Below are 21,781 nucleotides of genomic sequence, written 5' to 3'. Positions count from 1 at the left end.
GATTTATATTTCAAAATGGGATATACTAAACGAAACAGAACAAACGTTCGAGAAAAGGAGCAGACAATGGAAATACAGCAGGACATGACCATTTCAGAAAAATTAAAAATTCTTACAGATGCAGCCAAGTATGATGTTGCCTGCACCAGCAGTGGCGTTGACAGGAATAATAAAGGTAAGGGTATGGGAGATGCCCATGCCTGTGGCATTTGTCATACTTTTGCTTCAGACGGAAGATGTGTTTCTTTATTAAAAATTTTATATACAAATGAATGTATTTATGATTGTAAATATTGCATTAACAGAAAGTCTAATGATGTGAAGAGGGCTTCTTTTACACCGGATGAAGTGTGTAAGCTGACCATGGAATTTTACAGAAGAAACTATATTGAAGGTCTGTTTTTAAGCTCAGGCATTTTAAAAAGCCCTGATTTTACTATGGGACTTATATATGAAACACTGTGGAAGCTTCGTAATGAACATCATTTTTTCGGATACATTCATGTAAAGGCAATTCCCGGAGCTTCGCCGGAAATCATTGAAAAAATAGGATTTTTAGCAGACAGAATGAGCACTAATCTGGAGTTACCTACTAAGGAGAGTCTAAAAGCGCTGGCTCCTAATAAGAATCAGAAGAATATACTTGCACCTATGCGGCAGATACAGGCTGGAAGCGGAAATCTTATTGCCCCGGTGAATGATGGATACAGTCTTATTACAAGAAGGGGTAACAAGATGAAGTCTAAGTTTGTTCCGGCAGGTCAGAGCACCCAGATGATTATCGGGGCAACTCCTGAGACAGATTATCAGCTAATGTCTGTAACAGAATATATGTATAAGGAATACAAGATGAAGAGGGTGTTTTATTCAGCATTTGTTAATGTAAATCATAACATTGATGCACCTGCACCGGTAGGTCCTAATCCGCTTTTGCGGGAACACAGGCTGTATCAGGCAGACTGGCTTTTAAGATATTACGGTTTTATGGTAAATGAACTTTTAAATGAAAAAAGACCTAATTTTAACGTGGTTTTAGACCCAAAATGTGACTGGGCAGTAAATCATCTGGAGCGGTTTCCGGTGGAAATTATGAGGGCAGATTATTATACATTGTTGAGGGTTCCGGGAATTGGAGTAAAGTCAGCTAAAAGAATTACATCAGCAAGGAGATATAACAATCTTAATTTTGAAAGTTTGAAAAAGATGGGAGTTGTATTAAAAAGGGCAGCTTATTTTATTACCTGCAACGGAAAAACTATGTTTCCTCTTAATATGAATCAGGATTTTATAGCCAGAAGTCTTGCAGATACAGATAAAAGGCAGACATACGCTATAGAGCAGGATACAACATATAAGCAGATGACCCTTATGGATATGGGAGTGAGAGTTAATGGATAATATTACGTTAGTTTGCCATGAAAGTTTTGATGGAATAATGACTGCCGTTTATGACGGCTGGGTATATATGAATAGAGGATACAATGTGAGCATACATCCGGGGGAAAATTACGCACCTACATTTTTCTCTCAATTTGTGCCTGTTGAGACAGATTTGGAAAAGGCGGTAAAGGTAGCTAAGTCTATCAGGGTAAAGATATCATTAGAGGCATATACGATGGTTTTCAGAGCATGCATGCATTATGAAGAAGACCGGGGGGATGCCGTTTTCGGTTTCCTGAAAGTGGGATATAATGTTGGGGCAAAGGTAACTAAAATGCTGGGAAATGAGTATGTGATGCGGGTTATGGAATTAAGCAGAAAAGCAGTAAATGAGGCACATTTATATAAGGGATTTATTAGATTTGATGAATTGAGGGGAGGAGTTTTATTTGGAAAAATTGAGCCTAAGTGTGATGTTATTCCTCTTTTAACAGAGCATTTTAAAAACAGATTTCCGGGAGAAGACTGGATTATATATGACACAAAAAGAAAAAAGTCAGCAGTTCACAGGCATGATTCAGAGGTTATTTTAGTTGAAGGAAGAGATATAGAAGTAGTAACTGAGGGACTTCAAAAGGATGATGAATACAGAGATTTATGGAAGGTGTTTTTTGATACAATAGGTATTGATGAAAGGTACAATCCGAAATGCCAGCAGACTAATCTTCCACAATGGTACCGAAAGTATATGATAGAAATGAAATAATATTACAAATATTACAAAGATTTAAGCGTATTTTCTTCACTTTTTATTGCTTTAGTGTTATACTAACCGAAGTAGTTTTGCCATATTGTAATGGTTGGCAAAATTAATAACACAAGATTTATTGTACTATTCTAGGAGGAATCGATGAGCAAAGTTAAACGTGTGTATGTAGAGAAAAAACAGCCATATGCTGTTACTGCAAAAGAACTTACAGAGGATATTAAAGGATATCTGGAGATTGATGGTTTAAAAGAAGTTAGGGTTCTTGTAAGATATGATGTTGAAAATCTTTCAGAGGACACATATAAGAAGGCATTAACTTCAGTATTTTCAGAACCGCCTGTTGATGATGTTTATGAAGAAACATTCCCATATGATGAAGCAAATTCAAAAGTATTTAGTGTTGAGTTTTTGCCGGGACAGTTTGATCAGAGAGCAGATTCAGCGGTACAGTGTGTTAAGTTTTTAAACGAGGATGAGAATCCTGTTATAAAAACAGCTACAACATATGTTTTAGTTGGCGATATATCAGATGCAGAATTTGAACAGATTAAAAATTACTGCATAAATCCGGTAGATTCAAGAGAAACAGGCTTGGAAAAACCGGAAACTTTAGTTACAGAGTTTGAAGAACCGGCAGATGTTATTATATTTGAGGGATTTAAAGATATGGAAGAAAAGCCTCTTAAAGAGCTTTATGATTCCCTTGGACTGGCTATGACATTTAAGGATTTTCTTCATATCCAGAATTATTTCAAAAATGAAGAAAACAGAGATCCATCCATGACAGAAATAAGAGTGTTGGATACTTATTGGTCTGACCATTGCCGTCACACTACATTTAACACTGAACTTACAGATGTTAAGTTTGATGAAGGATATTTCAATGAACCAATTGAGAAAACCTATGAGAGTTATTTAGATACCAGAAAAGATGTTTTTGGTGAAAGAAAAGATAAGTTTGTATGCCTTATGGATTTAGCACTTATAGCTATGAGAAAGTTAAAGAAGGAAGGCAAGTTAGATGATCAGGAAAAATCAGATGAAATTAACGCATGTAGTATTGTGGTGCCTGTAGAAGTAGATGGACAGACAGAGGAATGGTTAGTAAACTTCAAAAATGAAACACATAACCATCCTACAGAAATTGAACCTTTTGGTGGCGCAGCAACGTGTCTTGGAGGAGCTATAAGAGATCCGTTGTCAGGACGTACTTATGTATATCAGGCTATGCGTGTTACAGGAGCAGCAGATCCTACTAAGCCAATGAGTGAAACTCTTCACGGAAAGCTTCCACAGAAGAAATTAGTTCAGGGTGCCGCTAACGGATATAGTTCATATGGAAACCAGATAGGTCTTGCAACAGGATTGGTAAAAGAAATTTATCATCCTGATTATGTTGCAAAGAGAATGGAAATAGGTGCAGTTATGGGGGCAGCCCCGAGACGTGCCGTTCAGAGATTAACATCTGATCCGGGAGATATTATTATTCTTCTTGGTGGAAGAACAGGTCGTGACGGATGTGGTGGAGCAACAGGCTCATCAAAGATTCACACAGAAGAGTCTATTGAAACATGTGGTGCAGAAGTACAGAAAGGTAACGCACCTACAGAACGTAAGTTACAGAGATTATTTAGAAGAGAAGAGGTCAGCCACATAATTAAGAAATGTAATGACTTTGGTGCCGGTGGTGTGTCAGTAGCTATTGGCGAATTGGCAGACGGACTTCATGTAAATTTAGATAAAGTTCCTAAGAAATATGCAGGATTAGACGGGACAGAAATAGCTATTTCAGAATCTCAGGAAAGAATGGCTGTTGTAGTTGATAAAGATGACGTAGAACAGTTCCTTAAGTATGCAAATGAAGAGAACTTAGAAGCTACAGTTGTAGCTTACGTTACAGAAGAACCTAGACTGGTTCTTGAATGGAGAGGAAAGGAAATTGTTAATATTTCAAGAGCTTTTCTTGATACAAACGGTGCTCATCAGGAAACAACAGTTGAGGTGGATATGCCTGATGAAGAAAAGAATTTCTTCAAGAAACCGGTTGTAGATGATGTAAAAGATAAGTGGCTTGAAACATTATCAGATTTAAATGTATGTTCACAGAAGGGACTTGTTGAAAAGTTTGACGGTTCAATTGGAGCAGGTTCAGTGTTTATGCCACATGGTGGAAAATACCAGAAGACAGAAACACAGACTATGGTGGCAAAGTTACCTGTACTTAAAGGAAAATGTGATACAGTAACAATGATGAGTTATGGATTTGATCCGTATCTTTCAAGCTGGAGCCCATATCACGGGGCAATTTACGCAGTAGTTGACTCTATTGCAAAAGTAGTTGCTAGTGGTGGTGATTATAAGAAGATTCGTATGACTTTCCAGGAATACTTTAGAAGAATGACTGAAGAACCACGTCGTTGGAGCCAGCCGTTTGCAGCACTTCTTGGTGCATATGACGCACAGATGGGATTTGGTTTACCATCAATAGGTGGTAAGGATAGTATGTCAGGAACATTTAATGATATTGATGTACCACCGACACTGGTTTCATTTGCAGTGGATGTTGCAAAGGAAAAAGATATTATAACACCTGAATTTAAAGCAGCAGGTAATAAGATTGTTAAATTTGAAATTGTAAGAGATCAGTATGAGAAGCCTGTTTATGAAGAAGTGATGAAGCTATACGATAAGATTCATGACATGATTCAGAATGGAGTAATTATTTCAGCATATGCTCTTGAAAGCAAGGGTATTATACCGGCAGTAAGTAAGATGGCATTTGGTAATAACATTGGTGTAAGCATCAGCGGAAGAATACCTGGCGCTGATTTGTTCGCACCATCATTTGGTGATATTATTGCTGAAATACCGTCAGATAAATTAGATGATATAACAGCAAGCTATGTTTTAATAGGTGAAACAAATGATAAGGCTACATTTGAATATGGCTACGATTCAATACCTATGGATGAAGCATTAAAGGTATGGGAGAAGCCATTAGAGAAGGTATTCCCAACAAGAAGCCATAATGATAAGTCATTATTAGATACACCTGTTTATGACAAGGGCAGCATATATGTATGTAAGAATAAAGTAGCAAAACCAACAGTATTTATTCCTGTATTTCCGGGAACAAACTGTGAATATGACTCAGCTAAGGCTTTTGAAAATGCAGGTGCAAATGTTATAACAAAGGTATTTAAAAACCTTACACCTGAAGATATCAGAGATTCAGTTAATATCTTTGAAAGGGCTATTTCACAGGCACAGATTATTATGTTCCCAGGTGGATTTAGTGCAGGTGATGAACCTGACGGTTCAGCTAAGTTCTTTGCTACAGCATTTAGAAATGCAAAGATTGAAGAGGCAGTACACAAATTGCTTAACGAGAGAGACGGTTTGGCATTAGGTATTTGTAATGGATTTCAGGCACTTATAAAGTTAGGCTTGGTTCCTAACGGAAAAATTACAGGACAGGATATTAATTCGCCAACACTTACTTATAACACAATTAACCGTCACGTATCAAAGATGGTATATACAAAGGTTGTATCTAATAAGTCGCCTTGGTTACAGAAAGCAGAATTAGGTGGTGTATATGTAAATCCTGCATCCCATGGAGAAGGAAGATTTGTAGCACCTGAAAGCTGCATAAAAGAATTGTTTGCTAACGGTCAGGTAGCAACACAGTATGTAAACGAACAGGGTATACCAACAATGGATGAAGAGTGGAATGTAAATGGTTCATACTATGCAATAGAAGGTATAACAAGTCCGGATGGAAGATGCTTAGGTAAAATGGCTCACATAGAAAGAAAAGGCACATCAGTTGCCACAAACATCTATGGTGAACAAGACCTTAAAGTCTTTGAATCAGGCGTTGAATACTTTTCGTAAGCAAAGCCATGCATAAATAAAAGTGAAAAGGCTCGATGAAAGCTTGCTTTCAAGAGAGCATTTTCACTTTTATTTATATAGGGCGCAGCCCGAAACGAAATAGACCGAAGGTCTATGAGTTGCATGGCTTTGCATTCTCAAAAAGGTGTGCGCAGCCCGAAACGAAATAGACCGAAGGTCTATGAGTTGCATGGCTTTGCATTCTCAAAAAGGTGTGCGCAGCCCGAAACGAAATAGACCGAAGGTCTATGAGTTACATGGCTTTGCATTCTCAAAAAGGTGTGCGCAGCCCGAAACGAAATAGACTTTCACAACTACCAAATAAAAGGAGGTACCGACTATGAGTTATTTAAAAAATCTAAAATGGGAAATGATTATCTACTCATTGCTAAGTATTTTAATGGGAATACTTATGTGGAAATATCCCGGCAAAATAATGACAGGAGTATGCGTTATTTTGGCAATGATTTTGTTTGTAATGGGAATCAGAAATATCATTGAATACAAAAGAAGCAATGTAATAAAAGACTTTTACAGATATGAATTAGTGGTAGGCATAGTGCTTATTGCAGCAGGAATACTTGTATTAGCATGCATGAAACTTATATTATCAATTATAACTTATGTTATAGCAATAATAATCATAATAAGTGGATTAATGAAAGTTGAAAATGCCATTGACCTTAAAAGAATGGGCAACCATTGGGTGCCATTACTCGTATTTGCCATAATATGTATTCTTTTGGGAATTTCAGTTTTAATGATGCCAATGAATTCCAATGATAATGGAACAAAGACTGCAGGCGATTTCTTTATTCAATGCACAGGTATTATCTTTGCCGTTACAGGACTGATTGACCTTATTACAACATTATCTGTTTCAGGAAAAATAAAACGTTGGACCATAGAGCAGATAGCTTTTGATGCCGATAGAGATATAGAAGACGAAATAATAGAAGATGGTGATGATGACTAAACTATCCTATTAAAAAAATAGAAGATGGTGACAATGACTAATCTATTCTAATTAAATAATAGAAGATGGTGACCATAACTAATCCGTCCTAATTAAAAATATCGTAAGAACTAATATTGAAAAAAGAATAAATAGCACAATTATATAAGTGCATATAAAAATCCACTTAGCAAACACCCGTTAAAGAGTAATGCTATGTGGATTTTTTAGTAAAGTATGTCTGGTACACCACTTAAATAAATACAACATTATTGGCACTGTAACAACATCATTTGTGCTAACACAATAAACGCATTATCGTCATAAAATTTCCATTATGGTAACATATGTCCGGCTGACAAATAAAGACGGTACCATTCGGAACGTTCTAATTTAACAGAGGTTGCAGCCGCAATCTCTTTCATTCTTGAAAGCTTTGTAGTGCCGGCTATAACCTGCATATTGGCAGGGTGCCTTAAAATCCATGCAGTAGCAATGGTGGTTGGAGTAACATTATACTTATCTGCTAATTCATTTAGGACTTTATTAAGTTCCGGATATTTGTCACTGCCAATAAAAACACCTTCAAAAAATCCATATTGGAAAGGCGACCATGTCTGAATAGTTATATCTTTTAGACGACAGTAATCTAAAACACTTCCGTCCCGGTCAATTGCACCATCAGTAAGCATATTAACTTCCATACCATTAGCTACAATATTAGAAAAAGGAATACTATATTGAATTTGGTTTACAACCAGCTTTTGTCTAACATATTTCTGAAGCAGTTCCATTTGCATAGGTTTTTGGTTAGAAACACCAAAATGTCTAACCTTTCCTGAGCTTTCCAAAATATCAAAAGCCTGGGCAACCTCTTCCGGTTCCACCAATGCATCCGGGCGGTGAAGTAAAAGAATATCAAGATAATCAGTACCTAATCTTTTAAGAATGCCATCCACAGAATTGATAATGTGTTCTTTGGAAAAATCGTACATTACACCGGGAATGATTCCACATTTTGATTGAAGAACAATATCCTCACGGTTAATATTCATATTAGAAAGAGCCTGTCCAAAAAGTTTCTCACATTCGCCACCTGCGTAAATATCAGCATGGTCAAAAAAATTAATTCCAAGTTCAATACATCCCTCGATATAACTGCTAAGGGCTTTTTCATCTAAGCAGTTAATTCGCATACATCCGGCAGCAACTGCTGGAACATGAAAATCTGTATTGCTTAATTTTATTGTATTCATCTTGTTGCCTCCTTGTTAATTCATAATACCTGATAAAGATTTCCTTTTATAATATGATGTGTGTGCAAAAATACATTATGCCACTCGCTTACATCATATTCTACTTAAAAATCATACTCATAGTATACTATTTTAGCAGCAAAAAAGTAATGCCTTATTAAAACAAAAGCAATTTTATTATAAACAAGTACCCTTTGCCTAAAAATACATATATTAATATATAAAACATTGTGGGGAAAATAAATGATAGAAGACATGCTAACTAATAAATGCAATTTTTCCAGTGTAAAGCCAGCACTGGTTGCACTTCCGTATCCGGAAATAAAGGTAAAAGAAAGAAACAAGGCGTATGCAGAGTTGCTTGCATTGGATTATTGCGGTCAGTCATCTGAAATGACATCAACCATGCAGTATATAAATCAGGAAGGAAGAATGTCCGGCAATAAATGCGAGATAGCTCAAATTATATTGGGAATAGCCATGGCAGAAATGATTCATCTTCAAAAATTAGGAGAATTAATATGCCTGTTGGGAGGAACATTAGATTTTACAACAAAAAATTCCACAGGAAGGCAGGTAATGTGGTCACCGTCTAATGTAAAAATAGGTGGAGATATACGAAATATGCTGTGGGCAGACATTGAAGGTGAGCGAATTGCCATTAACCAGTACCGCCGACATATGAATATGATAAAAGATAAAAATATCAATCAGATAATGGCAAGAATAATAAAAGATGAAGAATATCATATTATGTTGCTTAGGGCGTTGCTGGATAAATAAAATTAAAAACTAATAAGCAGATTCCGGAATGAAATAATATGGTGCCGGAATCTGCTGCTTTGTATTAAGAATATGTAGTTAAAAAAATTACCTATAAGTAACCACTACATCGTTCCTTCTTATATATGTCCCTCCATCAGGAATAAGACTTTCGTCTCCACGTTTTATAAGGGCAATTAGCACATTCTCAGGGAGATCTAAATCCTGAATACGCTTGTCACACCAGCTGTGATTTTTGTCAATAACCACTTCTTCAAGATTCTCTTTTCCGGAAGGTTCATAGGAAGGAACACTTAATATAACGCTGTCGCCTCCAAGGATTTTCGTATCACCATTGGGAATAATGGTGTCGCCATTTCTTTTTATCATAATGGCAAGGGAATTGGTAGGCATATTAACATCACTTACAAGCTTATTTTCCCAGTTGTGTCCTTTAGGTATATACATTCGCATTAATGTAATGGCAGATTCTTCCTGATAATCGTTGAAAGTTTTACGGACATCATCATTGTCATCAATCATATTAAGTTTTCTGGCTACATAGGGAATTAAGGTACCCTGTATTGCTACGGAAAACAGTGCCACCATAAAAACTATGTGAAAAATGTCAAAAGGAACATCCCTGCCACTGGCTACAACCATAATGGAAAACACAATGGAGGCAGCACCACGCAGTCCTGCCCATGAAACTAAAAGACATTGCCTGTAACTACATTTAAAAGGTGCTAATATTGAAAAAACGGCTATAGGTCGTGCTATTAGCGTTAAAAATATTGCAATGAAAAGAGACGGAATTATAATTGCCACAAACTTATGAGGAAATGCAAGAAGTCCTAACAAAAAGAAAATAAGAATTTGCGCCAGACTTGTAAGTCCGTCAAAAAAAGGAATCATAATTTTTTTATTTTTAATTTTACTGTTTCCTAATATTATTCCTAAAAGATACACAGTTAAAAAGGCATTTCCGTCAATGGCAGTTGAAACACCAAAGGAAAAAATAATAAGGGCAATCATAAAAATAGTATCTAATCCATCGGAAATAAGGGAGGTTTTTGTAAGAATTACAATACCTAAACCGGCAATGATTACTCCAATAGCAATACCGTAAACAATCTGTGCAAAAGTAAAATATGGAAGATTAGTAAGTTTCCCACCATTTAATATAATGATACCTATCATTGTAAGAAGGTATGAAACAGGGTCGTTACTACCACTTTCAATTTCTAAAAGAGGGGCAGTGCTATTTTTAAGATTAAGTTTTTTTGTCCTGAGAATAGAGAAAACACTGGCGGCATCAGTAGATGATAATACGGCACCAATAAGAAAACTTTCCGCATAACTAAGGTGTAAAACAAAATAGCAAAACACACCTGTTATGCCGGCAGTAATAAGTACCCCTACAGTAGACAGGCATATAGCACGTCCGGCAACATTTCCGGCAGTTTTCCACTTGGTATTAAAACCACCATAAAACATAATGAAACTAAGAGAAACAGTACATATTTTTTCTGCAAAGTCGTAGTTGTCAAACTGAATCTTAAAGAAACCATCGCATCCAAACAGCATACCGATAGTCATAAAAAGAATAAGAGCAGGCATACCAAATTTGCCGGAAAATTTGTCTGCTAATATACATGAAAATAAAACAATAGCAATTAAAGTGAGAGTTATTGCCATATAAAGCCTCCTTTCGATGATAAACTATGTCTATATTAACATAAAAATGACTTTAAAATGTTAGTTTATGATTTATATCCAATAGCCATTGATTTAGCTGTATTTTTTTGGTATAATTGTAAAATGTGTCGAAAAGGATAGAAATACAAAAACAGGAAAAGTAAAATGGGAAAATTTACAGGGTATTTGATTTGTACAGATTGCGATGGAACATTAACATATGAACCGGGAAAAGTATCACAGGAAAATGCTGAAGCTATCAGATATTTTCAAAAAGAAGGTGGGTTGTTTACTTTAGCCACCGGGAGATTTCCCGACCATGCAAAGCTGTTTGAAGGTCAGTTCAAGGTGAATGCTCCCATAGTATCACTGAATGGTGCAGTTATTTATGATGAGAAAAGGGATAGGATTATTAAAACCTGGCATATGAACAGGAAAAAGACCCTTGAACTTTTAACATATGTAAATGACAACTGGAAGGAAGCAGAAACTTATTGGGTTAACACAATAAGTAAAGACGGTAAGTTTGAAAGTGCTCATTTTGATTCAAAGGAGCATAAAGGCGAACCTAAAGCTTTAGCCCGGTTTATGGACAGTTTAGACAGTGAACCGTTAAAAATATTGCTTTTCCAAAATGAAAATATAACCCCTAAACTTCAAAAGGATTTAAAGGAGAAGTTTGGAGAAGACTTCATATTTGATTTAAGCTGGCCGGAGGGCATTGAAGTAAACAGTGCACACAGTGGTAAGGGGGCAGCGGTCAGATACATGAAGGAACATTTAGGTATTGACATTCATACCACGTTAGGCATAGGAGATTATGAAAATGATATATCTCTTTTAGAATGTGCAGATATAGGCTATGCAGTGGGTAATGCTATTCCATATGTAAAGAAAATAGCAGACAGAATTACGGTTAAAAACACAGAAAATGCCATAGCCCGGATTATAATGGAATTGGGACAATTATAGAAAAATGTTACACTAAATAAAGAGGAGGGAACATTTTAGAAAAACGTTTCCGATGAACTGCCGCTGATCGAAGAAGGTGGCATCGCATATTATACAAGGAGGAGATAGAGATGGATAAAAAGAAAAAAAATATAATTGCCATAGCATTAGTAGCAGTTATAGTAATTGCAATAATAGTGGCAGTAGTTGTTTCAAAAAAAGGCAAAGATAGTGATACACCGCAGACTAATAACGCAACAGCAGCTCAGGTTGAGACAACAGTGAAAGCAGGTAATGAAAATGTGACAACAGCTGAAAATGGTAACGAAGATTTACCGGTAGCAGGTGATGAAACAACAGCAAAAAGCAAAAAAAACTCAAAAAAGAGCAGCAAAAAAGGTAATAAGAACAATAAAGAAACAAACTACTGGGATAATATTTCTATTATAGAAGAATCTCAAAACAAAGAGCCAAAGACAAATAAAAAAGGCGAAACAGTAACAGAAGAATATCCGGGGCAGGATGACGGCTGGTCACCTATTGTATCACCGGATGATTTGAAAAAATAACATATAGTTGTAATTTTCAACAAGAAAACAAAAAAAATTGACTGGTGTGTTTACACCGGTCAATTTTTGTGTATAATATAATGTGGACCGACAGATACTTTAAAGAGAAACAGAAGTTTCGTGATTTAGAAAGGATACTGTATTGAAACAACAAGATTTTAATCAAAAAGTTGAAGAGCTGGTTGAAAAATGTCAGGGACAGAATAACCAGATAACAACATCAGAAATTAAAGATTATTTTTCAGAGGACAAGTTGACTGCAAAGCAGGAAATCACTATACTTGCGAGACTAAGTGAGGCTGAAATTAGCGTTGTTATGTCTGATGCAGAGCCAAAAAGTGCAGAAAAAGATGTGAAAGATGCTAAGAAACCGGAACCGGTTGAGGAAGGTAATGAGGAAGATGAGTTTGAGTCAGATTCACTAGATGATGTAGAACCCAGTGATTCAGACCTTGCTGCCGAACCGACTGATGAAGACATAGCATTGGTAGACATTGATGCAGAAGATTTATTAGGACCTACAGACGAGGATTTTGAAAATGATGATGAAGAGGCAGTAGAATTAGATGCCGTGGATTTGCTCGAGGGTGTAGGAACTGAAGATCCTGTAAGAATGTACTTAAAGGAAATTGGTACAGTAGCATTGTTGACCGCCGATGAAGAACTTGAACTTGCAAAACGTAAGACAGAAGGTGACGTTGCCGCAAAAGGGAAATTAATAGAGGCTAATCTCCGTCTTGTAGTTAGTATTGCAAAAAGATATACCGGACGTGGAATGAGTTTCCTTGATTTGGTTCAGGAAGGAAACTTAGGTCTTATTAAAGGCGTAGAAAAGTTCGATTATACTAAAGGTTACAAGTTAAGTACATATGCAACATGGTGGATTAGACAGTCCGTTACAAGAGCTTTAGCGGATCATGCCAGAACTATCCGAGTACCTGTTCATATGGTAGAAACTATTAATAGAATGTCAAAGATGCAGAGAAAACTTACTCTTGAGTTAGGTTATGAGCCATCTACTAAGGAATTAGCAGATGCCTTAGACATGACTGAGGAGAAGGTTTTAGAGATTATGCAGATTGCAAGAGAGCCGGCATCCCTTGAAACACCTATCGGTGAAGAGGATGACTCTAACTTAGGAGATTTTGTAGCAGACAATAATACGGTTACACCGGAAGCCAATATTGAGTCGGTTATGCTTCGTGAACATATTGATGTGCTGCTTAAGGATTTGAAGGATAGAGAAAGAGAAGTAATTATTTTACGATTTGGTTTAAGGGATGGACATCCGAGAACTCTTGAAGAAGTAGGAAAAATCTTTAACGTAACAAGGGAACGTATCAGACAGATTGAAGCAAAGGCATTAAGAAAACTGAGAAATCCTGTTAGAAGCAAAAAGATTAAAGACTTCTTAAATGATTAAAAATTTAAAGAAACAAAGGGCTGGTGGGAAAGTTTAACACATCAGAACTTAATAAAATCATAAAACTTAATATTTAAACTTAATTTTACTTGATTTTTTTGATAAAATAGTTTATAAAATTAAGTAAAGAACAAGAAAGAGGTGCAATGGGGCACCATAGTAGAGATACTATGTCCCTTTGCACCTCTTTTTTTACAGGAGGACAAATTCATGGATCAAAATGTGTTATTTGAAAAAGCAAAAGAAGATGGTTTGTATGATTCACGCTTTGAACACGACAACTGCGGTATAGGAGCTGTTGTAAACATCAAAGGTGTAAAAAGTCATGCCACAGTAGAAAATGCCTTAAAAATTGTAGAAAACCTTGAACATCGTGCAGGTAAAGATGCTGAAGGAAAAACCGGTGACGGTGTAGGTATTATGCTACAGATTTCCCACAAATTTTTTAAGAAGGTTACTAAACCTTTAGGCTTTGACATTGGAGGAGAAAGAGAATATGGCGTAGGTATGTTCTTCATGCCACAGGATGAGTTAAAGCGTAACAGGGAAATGAAAATGTTTGAAATCATTGCCCAGAAAGAGGGATTAGAGTTTTTAGGATGGAGAGAAGTACCTGTTCATCCGGAAGTGTTGGGAACAAAGGCATTAGAGTGCATGCCACATATAATGCAGTGTTTCATTAAGAAACCGGAAGAAGTTGAAAAGGGAATAGCCTTTGACCGTATGCTTTATATAGTAAGAAGAGTTTTCTCTCACAGTAATACAGGAACATACACAGTATCTCTTTCCAGCAGAACTATTGTATATAAGGGAATGTTTCTTGTTAATCAGTTAGGTCCGTTTTTCGCAGACCTTATGGACAAAAATTACGAGTCAGCAATAGCTTTGGTTCACTCAAGATTTTCAACTAACACACAGCCAAGCTGGAGACGTGCACATCCAAACAGATTTATTGTTCATAATGGAGAAATTAATACAATCCGTGGTAACGCCGACAATATGCTTGCCAGAGAAGAATCCATGTCCAGCGAATATATGCAGAAGTCTTTGACAAAGGTTATGCCTGTAGTAGACACACAGGGCTCAGACTCAGCAATGCTTGATAATACATTAGAGTTTTTAGTAATGAATGGTGTAGATTTGCCATTGGCAGTTATGATGTGTATCCCTGAACCATGGGAGAAAAATGACACAATAAGCCAGTCAAAGAGAGACTTCTATCAGTATTATGCCACAATGATGGAACCTTGGGACGGACCTGCATCTATCCTGTTTTCCGATGGAGATTACATGGGAGCAATTCTTGACAGAAATGGTCTTCGTCCGTCAAGATATTATATTACAAATGATGACCAGCTGATCCTTTCTTCAGAGGTAGGTGTTTTAGATATTGATCCGTCTAAAATAGTTGCCAAGGAAAGACTTCGCCCGGGTCGTATGCTGTTAGTTGATACAGTAAATGGAAAGCTAATAGATGATGATGAATTAAAAGAAGAATATGCAGCAAGAAAGCCATACGGTGAATGGCTTAACAACAATCTTGTGTACTTAAAGGACATTCATATTCCTAATGTTAAGGTAGAAACATATGAAAAAGAAGAAAGACAAAGATTGCAGAAAAATTTTGGATATTCTTTTGAAGATTTAAAGAGAATTATTCCAATGGCAAATAATGGAATGGAAGCTACAAAGGCAATGGGAAAAGATACACCTCTTGCAGTTTTAAGTGACAGAACCCATCCGTTATTTAACTACTTCAAGCAGTTATTTGCACAGGTTACTAACCCTCCAATTGATGCAATCAGAGAGGAAATAGTAACTTCTACATCGGTATATATTGGTAAAGACGGAAATATCTTAGAGGAAAAGCCGGAAAACTGTAAAGTATTGAAGATTCACAATCCGATACTTACTAATACGGATATTTTGAAACTTAAAAACATTAATGTACCGGGATTTAAAACAGCAGTTGTTCCTATTGTATATTACAAGGGAATATCTCTTGAAAAAGCTATAGATCAGGTATTTGTGGATGTGGATAAGGCACACAAAGATGGAGCTAACATTATTATCTTATCAGATAGAGGAGTGGATGAGTACCATGTACAGATTCCATCATTGCTGGCAGTTTCGGCAGTACATCAGTATTTAGTTAAAACAAAGAAAAGAACTACACTTTCTTTGGTATTAGAAAGTGGTGAGCCAAGAGCCGTACATCACTTTGCAACATTATTAGGATATGGTGCCAGTGCCGTTAATCCATACCTTGCCCATGACACCATTAAACAAATGGTAGAAGAGGAAATGATTAACAAAGATCCATATGCGGCAATTGATGATTACAACGAGGCAATACTTAGCGGAATAGTTAAAATTGCATCAAAAATGGGAATTTCAACTATCCAGTCATATCAGGGCTCACAGATATTTGAAGCAATTGGTATCAGTAAAGATGTTATAGATAAATATTTCACAGGAACAGTAAGCCGTGTGGAAGGAATTACATTAAAGGATATTGAAAACAGTGTTGAAACACTTCATTCTAAGTCATTTGACCCATTGGGATTAGATGTAGACCTTACATTGGAAAGCAGTGGTGACCACAAGCTTAGAAGCGGTAAGGAGGAACACAAGTACAATCCTGCTACTATTCATACATTGCAGCAGGCAACATGGACTAATAATTATGAGCTGTTTAAACAATATACTCATATGATAGATGAGGAAATGTCACCGGTACATTTAAGAGGTCTTATGGACTTTAATTATCCGGAAGACGGTGGTATTCCTATAGATGAAGTAGAAAGTGTTGATTCTATTGTAAAGAGATTTAAAACCGGTGCCATGTCATATGGTTCCATTTCACAGGAGGCTCATGAGACAATGGCTATTGCCATGAATATGATTGGCGGCCGTTCAAACTCAGGTGAAGGTGGAGAATCCGTAGAGCGTCTTACAATAGGAGAAGACGGACTTAATAAATGTTCAAAAATTAAACAGGTGGCATCAGGACGTTTTGGTGTTACATCAAGATATCTTGTAAGTGCTGAAGAAATTCAGATTAAGATGGCACAGGGAGCAAAACCGGGAGAAGGCGGACACTTGCCTGGAAAGAAGGTTTATCCATGGGTAGCTAAAACAAGATATTCGACACCGGGAGTAAGTCTTATTTCACCACCACCACATCATGATATATATTCTATTGAAGATTTGGCACAGTTGATTTACGACTTGAAGAATTCTAACAGAGATGCAAGAATTTCAGTTAAATTAGTGTCAGAGGCAGGTGTTGGTACAGTTGCGGCAGGTGTTGCAAAGGCAGGTGCCCAGGTAATACTGATTTCAGGTTTTGACGGAGGTACCGGAGCAGCTCCTGAAAACTCAATTTACAATGCAGGACTTCCTTGGGAATTAGGATTGGCAGAAGCTCATCAGACTCTTATTGCCAACGGACTTAGAAATAAGGTTGTAGTGGAAACAGATGGTAAGTTAATGAGTGGTAGAGACGTGGCAATTGCAGCCATGCTTGGTGCAGAGGAATATGGATTTGCCACAGCACCTCTTGTAACAATGGGCTGTGTAATGATGAGAGTATGTAACCTTGATACATGTCCTGTAGGTGTGGCAACACAGAATCCTGAACTTCGTAAGAGATTTAAGGGAAAACCTGAATATGTAATTAATTTCATGAAGTTTATTGCTCAGGAATTAAGAGAATACATGGCTAAGTTAGGTGTAAGAACAATAGATGAATTAGTAGGAAGAGTTGATTTATTAAAGGTTAAAGACAATATTGCACCTGAGAGAGCAAAGGAAGTTGATTTGTCAAGAATCTTAAGCACAGATTTTGCAGACACAAGGGTTCAGTACCTAAAGAAAAATGTATATGACTTTAAGTTAGAAAGTACTAAGGATGTGACAGTTCTTCTTAAAAAATTAGGAAAGGCGCTGGAGGCTAAAAAGCCTGCAACAGTTGAGGTAGATGTAACTAACATTGACAGGTCATTTGGTACAATATTTGGTTCTGAAATAACAAAACGCTATAACGACACATTAGATGATGATATGTATATTATTAAATGTAACGGTGCAGGTGGTCAGAGCTTTGGTGCATTTATACCAAACGGCATGACAATTGAGCTTACAGGTGACAGCAATGACTACTTAGGAAAGGGATTGTCCGGTGGTAAAATTGTTGTTAAACCGCCAAAGGGTTCAACCTTTAAGCAGGATGAAAATATCATCATTGGAAACGTTGCTTTTTATGGTGCAACCAGTGGTAAAGCCTATATTAACGGTGTTGCCGGAGAACGTTTCTGTGTAAGAAATTCCGGTGCAACTACTGTAGTTGAAGGAGTAGGAGATCACGGATGCGAATACATGACAGGCGGACGTGTCGCAGTAATCGGTAAGGTAGGAAAGAACTTTGCAGCAGGTATGAGTGGCGGAGTTGCCTATGTACTAGATGAAAATAATGATTTGTACAGAAAGGTTAATAAGTCATTGGTATCTACGGAGGAACTTTCAAATAAGTACGATGTATTAGAACTTAAGGCAATGATAGAAGACCATGTTAAATATACAAATTCAGTTAAGGGTAAAGAAATCTTGGATAATTTTGAAGAGTACCTTCCGAAATTCAAAAAGATTATACCTTATGACTATAAGAAGATGCTTAACGCAATAGCAAAGATGGAAGAAAAGGGTCTTAATCCTGAACAGGCACAGATTGAAGCATTCTATGCAGCTACAAGATAGAGGAGGAAACGAAGATGGGTAAACCAACAGGATTTTTAGAATATGAACGTGAAGAAGCAAAGGCAACTTCGCCAAAAGAGAGAATAAAAAATTTTAACGAGTTCCACGAACCTCTGTCTGTGGATAAACAGAAATGTCAGGCTGCAAGATGTATGGACTGTGGAGTCCCGTTTTGCCAGAATGGTAAGGTTATAGCAGGAATGGTTTCAGGATGTCCTCTTAACAATTTAATTCCTGAGTGGAATGATTTGTTATACAACGGAAATATGGAGCAGGCTTATAATCGTCTTCATAAAACAAATAACTTTCCGGAGTTTACTTCAAGAGTTTGTCCGGCATTATGTGAGAAAGCCTGCACATGCGGTTTAAACGGTGATGCGGTAAGTGTCAGGGCAAATGAACACCTTATTATAGAAAATGCTTATGAAAAGGGATATGCCAGTGCAAAGGCACCTCATGTAAGAACAGGAAAGAAGGTTGCTGTAATTGGCTCAGGCCCTTCAGGACTGGCAGTGGCAGATCAGCTTAATAAGCGTGGTCACAGTGTGACGGTATATGAAAGAGACGACAGAATCGGCGGACTTCTCATGTACGGTATTCCTAACATGAAATTAGAGAAGCATATTATTGACAGAAAAGTTAATATTATGAAGGAAGAGGGAGTTACATTTGTTACTAACACAAATGTAGGAAAAGATGTTAAGGCAGCAGATATTCTTAAGAAATACGATAAAGTAGTTTTAGCCTGTGGCTCAAGGCATGCAAGAGATATTAATGCAAAGGGAAGAGATGCAAAGGAAATTTATTTCGCTGTTGACTTCCTTACGTCTACTACCAAAAGCCTTCTGGATAACGGCAAATTAGTTGATGGCACCTATGTGTCTGCAAAAGATAAGGATGTAGTAATAATCGGTGGTGGTGATACAGGAAATGACTGCGTGGGAACAAGTATCAGACATGGAGCTAAAAGTGTTTTGCAGTTGGAAATGATGCCTAAGGCACCGGATGAGAGAGCAGCTAATAATCCTTGGCCTGAGTGGCCTAGAATCTGCAAAACAGATTATGGTCAGGAAGAAGCCATAGCTGTGTTTGGTCATGACCCAAGAGTATACCAGACTACAGTTAAGGAGTTTGTTAAAGACAAAGAAGGAAACTTATGTAAACTTATCCTTGTTAAACTGGAGGCTAAAAAAGACGAGAAAACAGGTCGTATGAACATGGTAGAAATACCGGGCAGTGAATACGAAGTTGATTGTCAGTTAGTACTTATTGCAGCAGGATTTTTAGGTAGTGAAGATTATGTGACAAAGGCATTTAAGGTGGATACAACTCCTAGAACCAACATTGCCACAATGCCCGGAAAATATGCAACAAGTGTAGAAAACGTATTCACGGCAGGAGATGTTCATAGAGGCCAGTCATTAGTTGTGTGGGCTATCCGTGAGGGAAGAGACTGCGCAAAGGAAGTAGATGAGTCACTGATGGGATATACGAATTTGTAGGAAAAAATTAGGATAAAAATAATGGCTTTACATTAGTGAAGCAAATATAGTGAAAAAGCGGAGGCATCGTAGAGGTGTTTCCGCTTTTTCTTTGAAAAGTTTGAAATATTAATAATAAAATCTTTAAATAATTTGCACACTTTAACAAAATGCTTTATAATATAGAAAGCATTTTGATTAAACAGAAAATACTATTTTATAAACATAAATGAAAGTGAGGTTACTTTATGAAAATTGCAGTAGCAGGAACAGGTTATGTTGGCTTGTCTATAGCAACACTTTTGTCACAGCATCATGAGGTTATGGCTGTTGACATTATCCCGGAGAAGGTAGAGTTAATTAATAATAAGAAATCACCAATACAGGATGATTACATTGAAAAATATTTGGCAGAGAAGGATTTGAATCTTACAGCAACTCTTGATGCCGAAGCAGCTTATAAGGATGCAGATTTTGTAGTTGTAGCTGCACCTACTAATTATGACAGCAAGAAGAACTTCTTTGATACATCAGCAGTTGAAGCTGTTATTGAATTGGTTCTTAAGTATAATCCGGAGGCAATTATTGTTATTAAGTCAACTATTCCGGTAGGATACACTGAGTCAGTACGTGAAAAATACAACACAAAGAATATTATATTCAGCCCTGAATTTCTTCGTGAGTCTAAGGCTCTTTACGACAATCTTTATCCTTCAAGAATTATTGTGGGAACTGATTTAGACGATCCTCGTTTAGTAGAGGCTGCACATACATTTGCAGGTCTTTTACAGGAAGGTGCCATTAAGGAAAATATTGATACATTAATTATTGGATTTACAGAGGCAGAGGCTGTAAAGCTTTTCGCTAACACATATCTTGCACTTCGTGTATCATACTTTAACGAACTTGATACTTATGCAGAGTCTAAGGGACTTAATACCCAGCAGATTATTAACGGCGTCTGCTTAGATCCTCGTATTGGAACTCATTATAATAATCCTTCATTTGGTTACGGTGGATATTGCCTTCCAAAGGATACAAAGCAGTTGCTTGCCAACTATGCTGACATTCCACAGAACATGATGACTGCCATAGTTGAGTCTAACAGAACACGTAAGGATTATATAGCAGATAGAGTTCTTGAACTGACAGGCGCATATACCGGTAGTGATGCTTATGATGCATCAAAGGAAAAGGAAGTTGTTGTTGGTGTATTCAGACTTACAATGAAGTCTAATTCAGATAATTTCCGTCAGTCATCAATCCAGGGTGTTATGAAGCGTATCAAGGCTAAAGGTGCCACAGTTATTATTTACGAGCCAACATTAGAGGATGGTTCAACATTCTTTGGAAGCAGGGTTGTAAATGATTTGGCTAAGTTTAAAGAATTAAGCCAGGCAATTATTGCCAACAGATATGATTCATGCTTAGATGATGTAAGAGACAAGGTATACACAAGAGATATCTTTGAAAGAGATTAATGTGGATAAATAATAGAGATTAAGTGAAAGTGGAGATGTCGCAGGATGTCTCCATTTTTTGTGGGGTACTTGACAATGAATATGCAATTTATGTTTTATGCTGGTTACACGATAAAACACAAAAAATATGTAAAACAACAAAAACAACTTGACTACACAACAAAATATATGTAATATAATAAATGTAAGATGTAATAAAAATACTGCGATGTGAGGATTGCAAGTGGATTCTAATGCTCACTATTGTATTTTTTTTACATCCGGTGTATACTATAAAAAGATTAAGAAAAACTAATAGTATACACCTCGAAATATTAAAGGAAAGAGGTGTTATATGGGAAACAAGGATATAGCAACCAAGAAGTACATGTCAGATAATGTGAGATTTGCAGATGTGTTTA

13 protein-coding genes are annotated in these 21,781 nt (G+C 36.8%); 11 read left to right on the top strand and 2 right to left on the bottom strand.

What is annotated here, in order from left to right:
- Positions 1–66 precede the first annotated feature (66 nt).
- The 4 genes from H8S00_RS10050 (at position 67) to H8S00_RS10035 (ending at position 7,022) form a co-directional block, all read left to right on the top strand.
- Complete coding sequence (locus tag H8S00_RS10050) at positions 67–1,398, top strand: putative DNA modification/repair radical SAM protein (protein WP_118590387.1); 1,332 nt, start codon at positions 67–69, stop codon at positions 1,396–1,398.
- On the top strand, positions 1,391–2,146 hold the full coding sequence (locus H8S00_RS10045) for a TIGR03915 family putative DNA repair protein (protein ID WP_118590390.1): 756 nt from the start codon (positions 1,391–1,393) through the stop codon (positions 2,144–2,146). Before H8S00_RS10050 ends, H8S00_RS10045 begins: the two co-directional genes overlap by 8 nt.
- A 144-nt stretch (positions 2,147–2,290) precedes the next feature.
- Positions 2,291–6,046, top strand: coding sequence for a phosphoribosylformylglycinamidine synthase (locus H8S00_RS10040; RefSeq protein WP_118590392.1), 3,756 nt, complete (start codon positions 2,291–2,293; stop codon positions 6,044–6,046).
- Positions 6,047–6,386: 340 nt separating this feature from the next.
- Positions 6,387–7,022: an HdeD family acid-resistance protein gene (locus tag H8S00_RS10035; protein WP_021951820.1), complete on the top strand. Its 636-nt coding sequence runs from the start codon at positions 6,387–6,389 to the stop codon at positions 7,020–7,022.
- Between the two features lie 314 nt (positions 7,023–7,336).
- Here H8S00_RS10035 and H8S00_RS10030 read toward each other — a convergent pair whose 3' ends face one another.
- Positions 7,337–8,257, bottom strand: a complete 921-nt coding sequence (locus H8S00_RS10030) for an aldo/keto reductase (protein ID WP_021951821.1) — start codon at positions 8,255–8,257, stop codon at positions 7,337–7,339.
- A gap of 243 nt (positions 8,258–8,500) precedes the next feature.
- On the opposite strand from H8S00_RS10030, the gene H8S00_RS10025 reads away from it, so the two are divergent.
- The gene (locus H8S00_RS10025; protein WP_021951822.1) at positions 8,501–9,040 is read left to right on the top strand and encodes a ferritin-like domain-containing protein; all 540 of its coding nucleotides are present in this window, start codon (positions 8,501–8,503) and stop codon (positions 9,038–9,040) included.
- Positions 9,041–9,127: 87 nt separating this feature from the next.
- On the opposite strand, the gene H8S00_RS10020 is transcribed toward H8S00_RS10025, so the two are convergent.
- Positions 9,128–10,717 carry a potassium/proton antiporter gene (locus H8S00_RS10020; protein WP_021951823.1) on the bottom strand — a complete coding sequence of 530 codons (1,590 nt, stop codon included), beginning with the start codon at positions 10,715–10,717 and terminating at the stop codon, positions 9,128–9,130.
- 165 nt (positions 10,718–10,882) lie between these two features.
- Between H8S00_RS10020 and H8S00_RS10015 the strand changes: the two genes are divergently transcribed.
- The 6 genes from H8S00_RS10015 to H8S00_RS09990 all read left to right on the top strand — a co-directional run bounded on the left by H8S00_RS10015 (position 10,883) and on the right by H8S00_RS09990 (position 21,380).
- Positions 10,883–11,689 carry an HAD family hydrolase gene (locus tag H8S00_RS10015; protein ID WP_118590395.1) on the top strand — a complete coding sequence of 269 codons (807 nt, stop codon included), beginning with the start codon at positions 10,883–10,885 and terminating at the stop codon, positions 11,687–11,689.
- A 110-nt stretch (positions 11,690–11,799) separates the two neighbouring features.
- On the top strand, positions 11,800–12,237 hold the full coding sequence (locus H8S00_RS10010; RefSeq protein WP_021951825.1) for a hypothetical protein: 438 nt from the start codon (positions 11,800–11,802) through the stop codon (positions 12,235–12,237).
- A 316-nt stretch (positions 12,238–12,553) separates the two neighbouring features.
- Positions 12,554–13,660, top strand: a complete 1,107-nt coding sequence (rpoD, locus tag H8S00_RS10005) for an RNA polymerase sigma factor RpoD (protein WP_243169579.1) — start codon at positions 12,554–12,556, stop codon at positions 13,658–13,660.
- Between the two features lie 210 nt (positions 13,661–13,870).
- Positions 13,871–18,418 carry a glutamate synthase large subunit gene (gene gltB / locus H8S00_RS10000; protein ID WP_118590398.1) on the top strand — a complete coding sequence of 1,516 codons (4,548 nt, stop codon included), beginning with the start codon at positions 13,871–13,873 and terminating at the stop codon, positions 18,416–18,418.
- 14 nt (positions 18,419–18,432) lie between these two features.
- Positions 18,433–19,920 carry a glutamate synthase subunit beta gene (locus H8S00_RS09995; protein ID WP_118590401.1) on the top strand — a complete coding sequence of 496 codons (1,488 nt, stop codon included), beginning with the start codon at positions 18,433–18,435 and terminating at the stop codon, positions 19,918–19,920.
- 227 nt (positions 19,921–20,147) lie between these two features.
- Positions 20,148–21,380, top strand: coding sequence for a nucleotide sugar dehydrogenase (locus H8S00_RS09990; protein WP_118590404.1), 1,233 nt, complete (start codon positions 20,148–20,150; stop codon positions 21,378–21,380).
- Positions 21,381–21,781: the final 401 nt, after the last annotated feature.

The organism is Eubacterium segne (assembly GCF_014287775.1).
Taxonomy (GTDB): domain Bacteria; phylum Bacillota; class Clostridia; order Lachnospirales; family Lachnospiraceae; genus Eubacterium_G; species Eubacterium_G segne.
The sequence above is the reverse complement of the archived record's forward strand: the minus strand, read 5'-3'. Positions and strand labels throughout refer to the sequence as shown.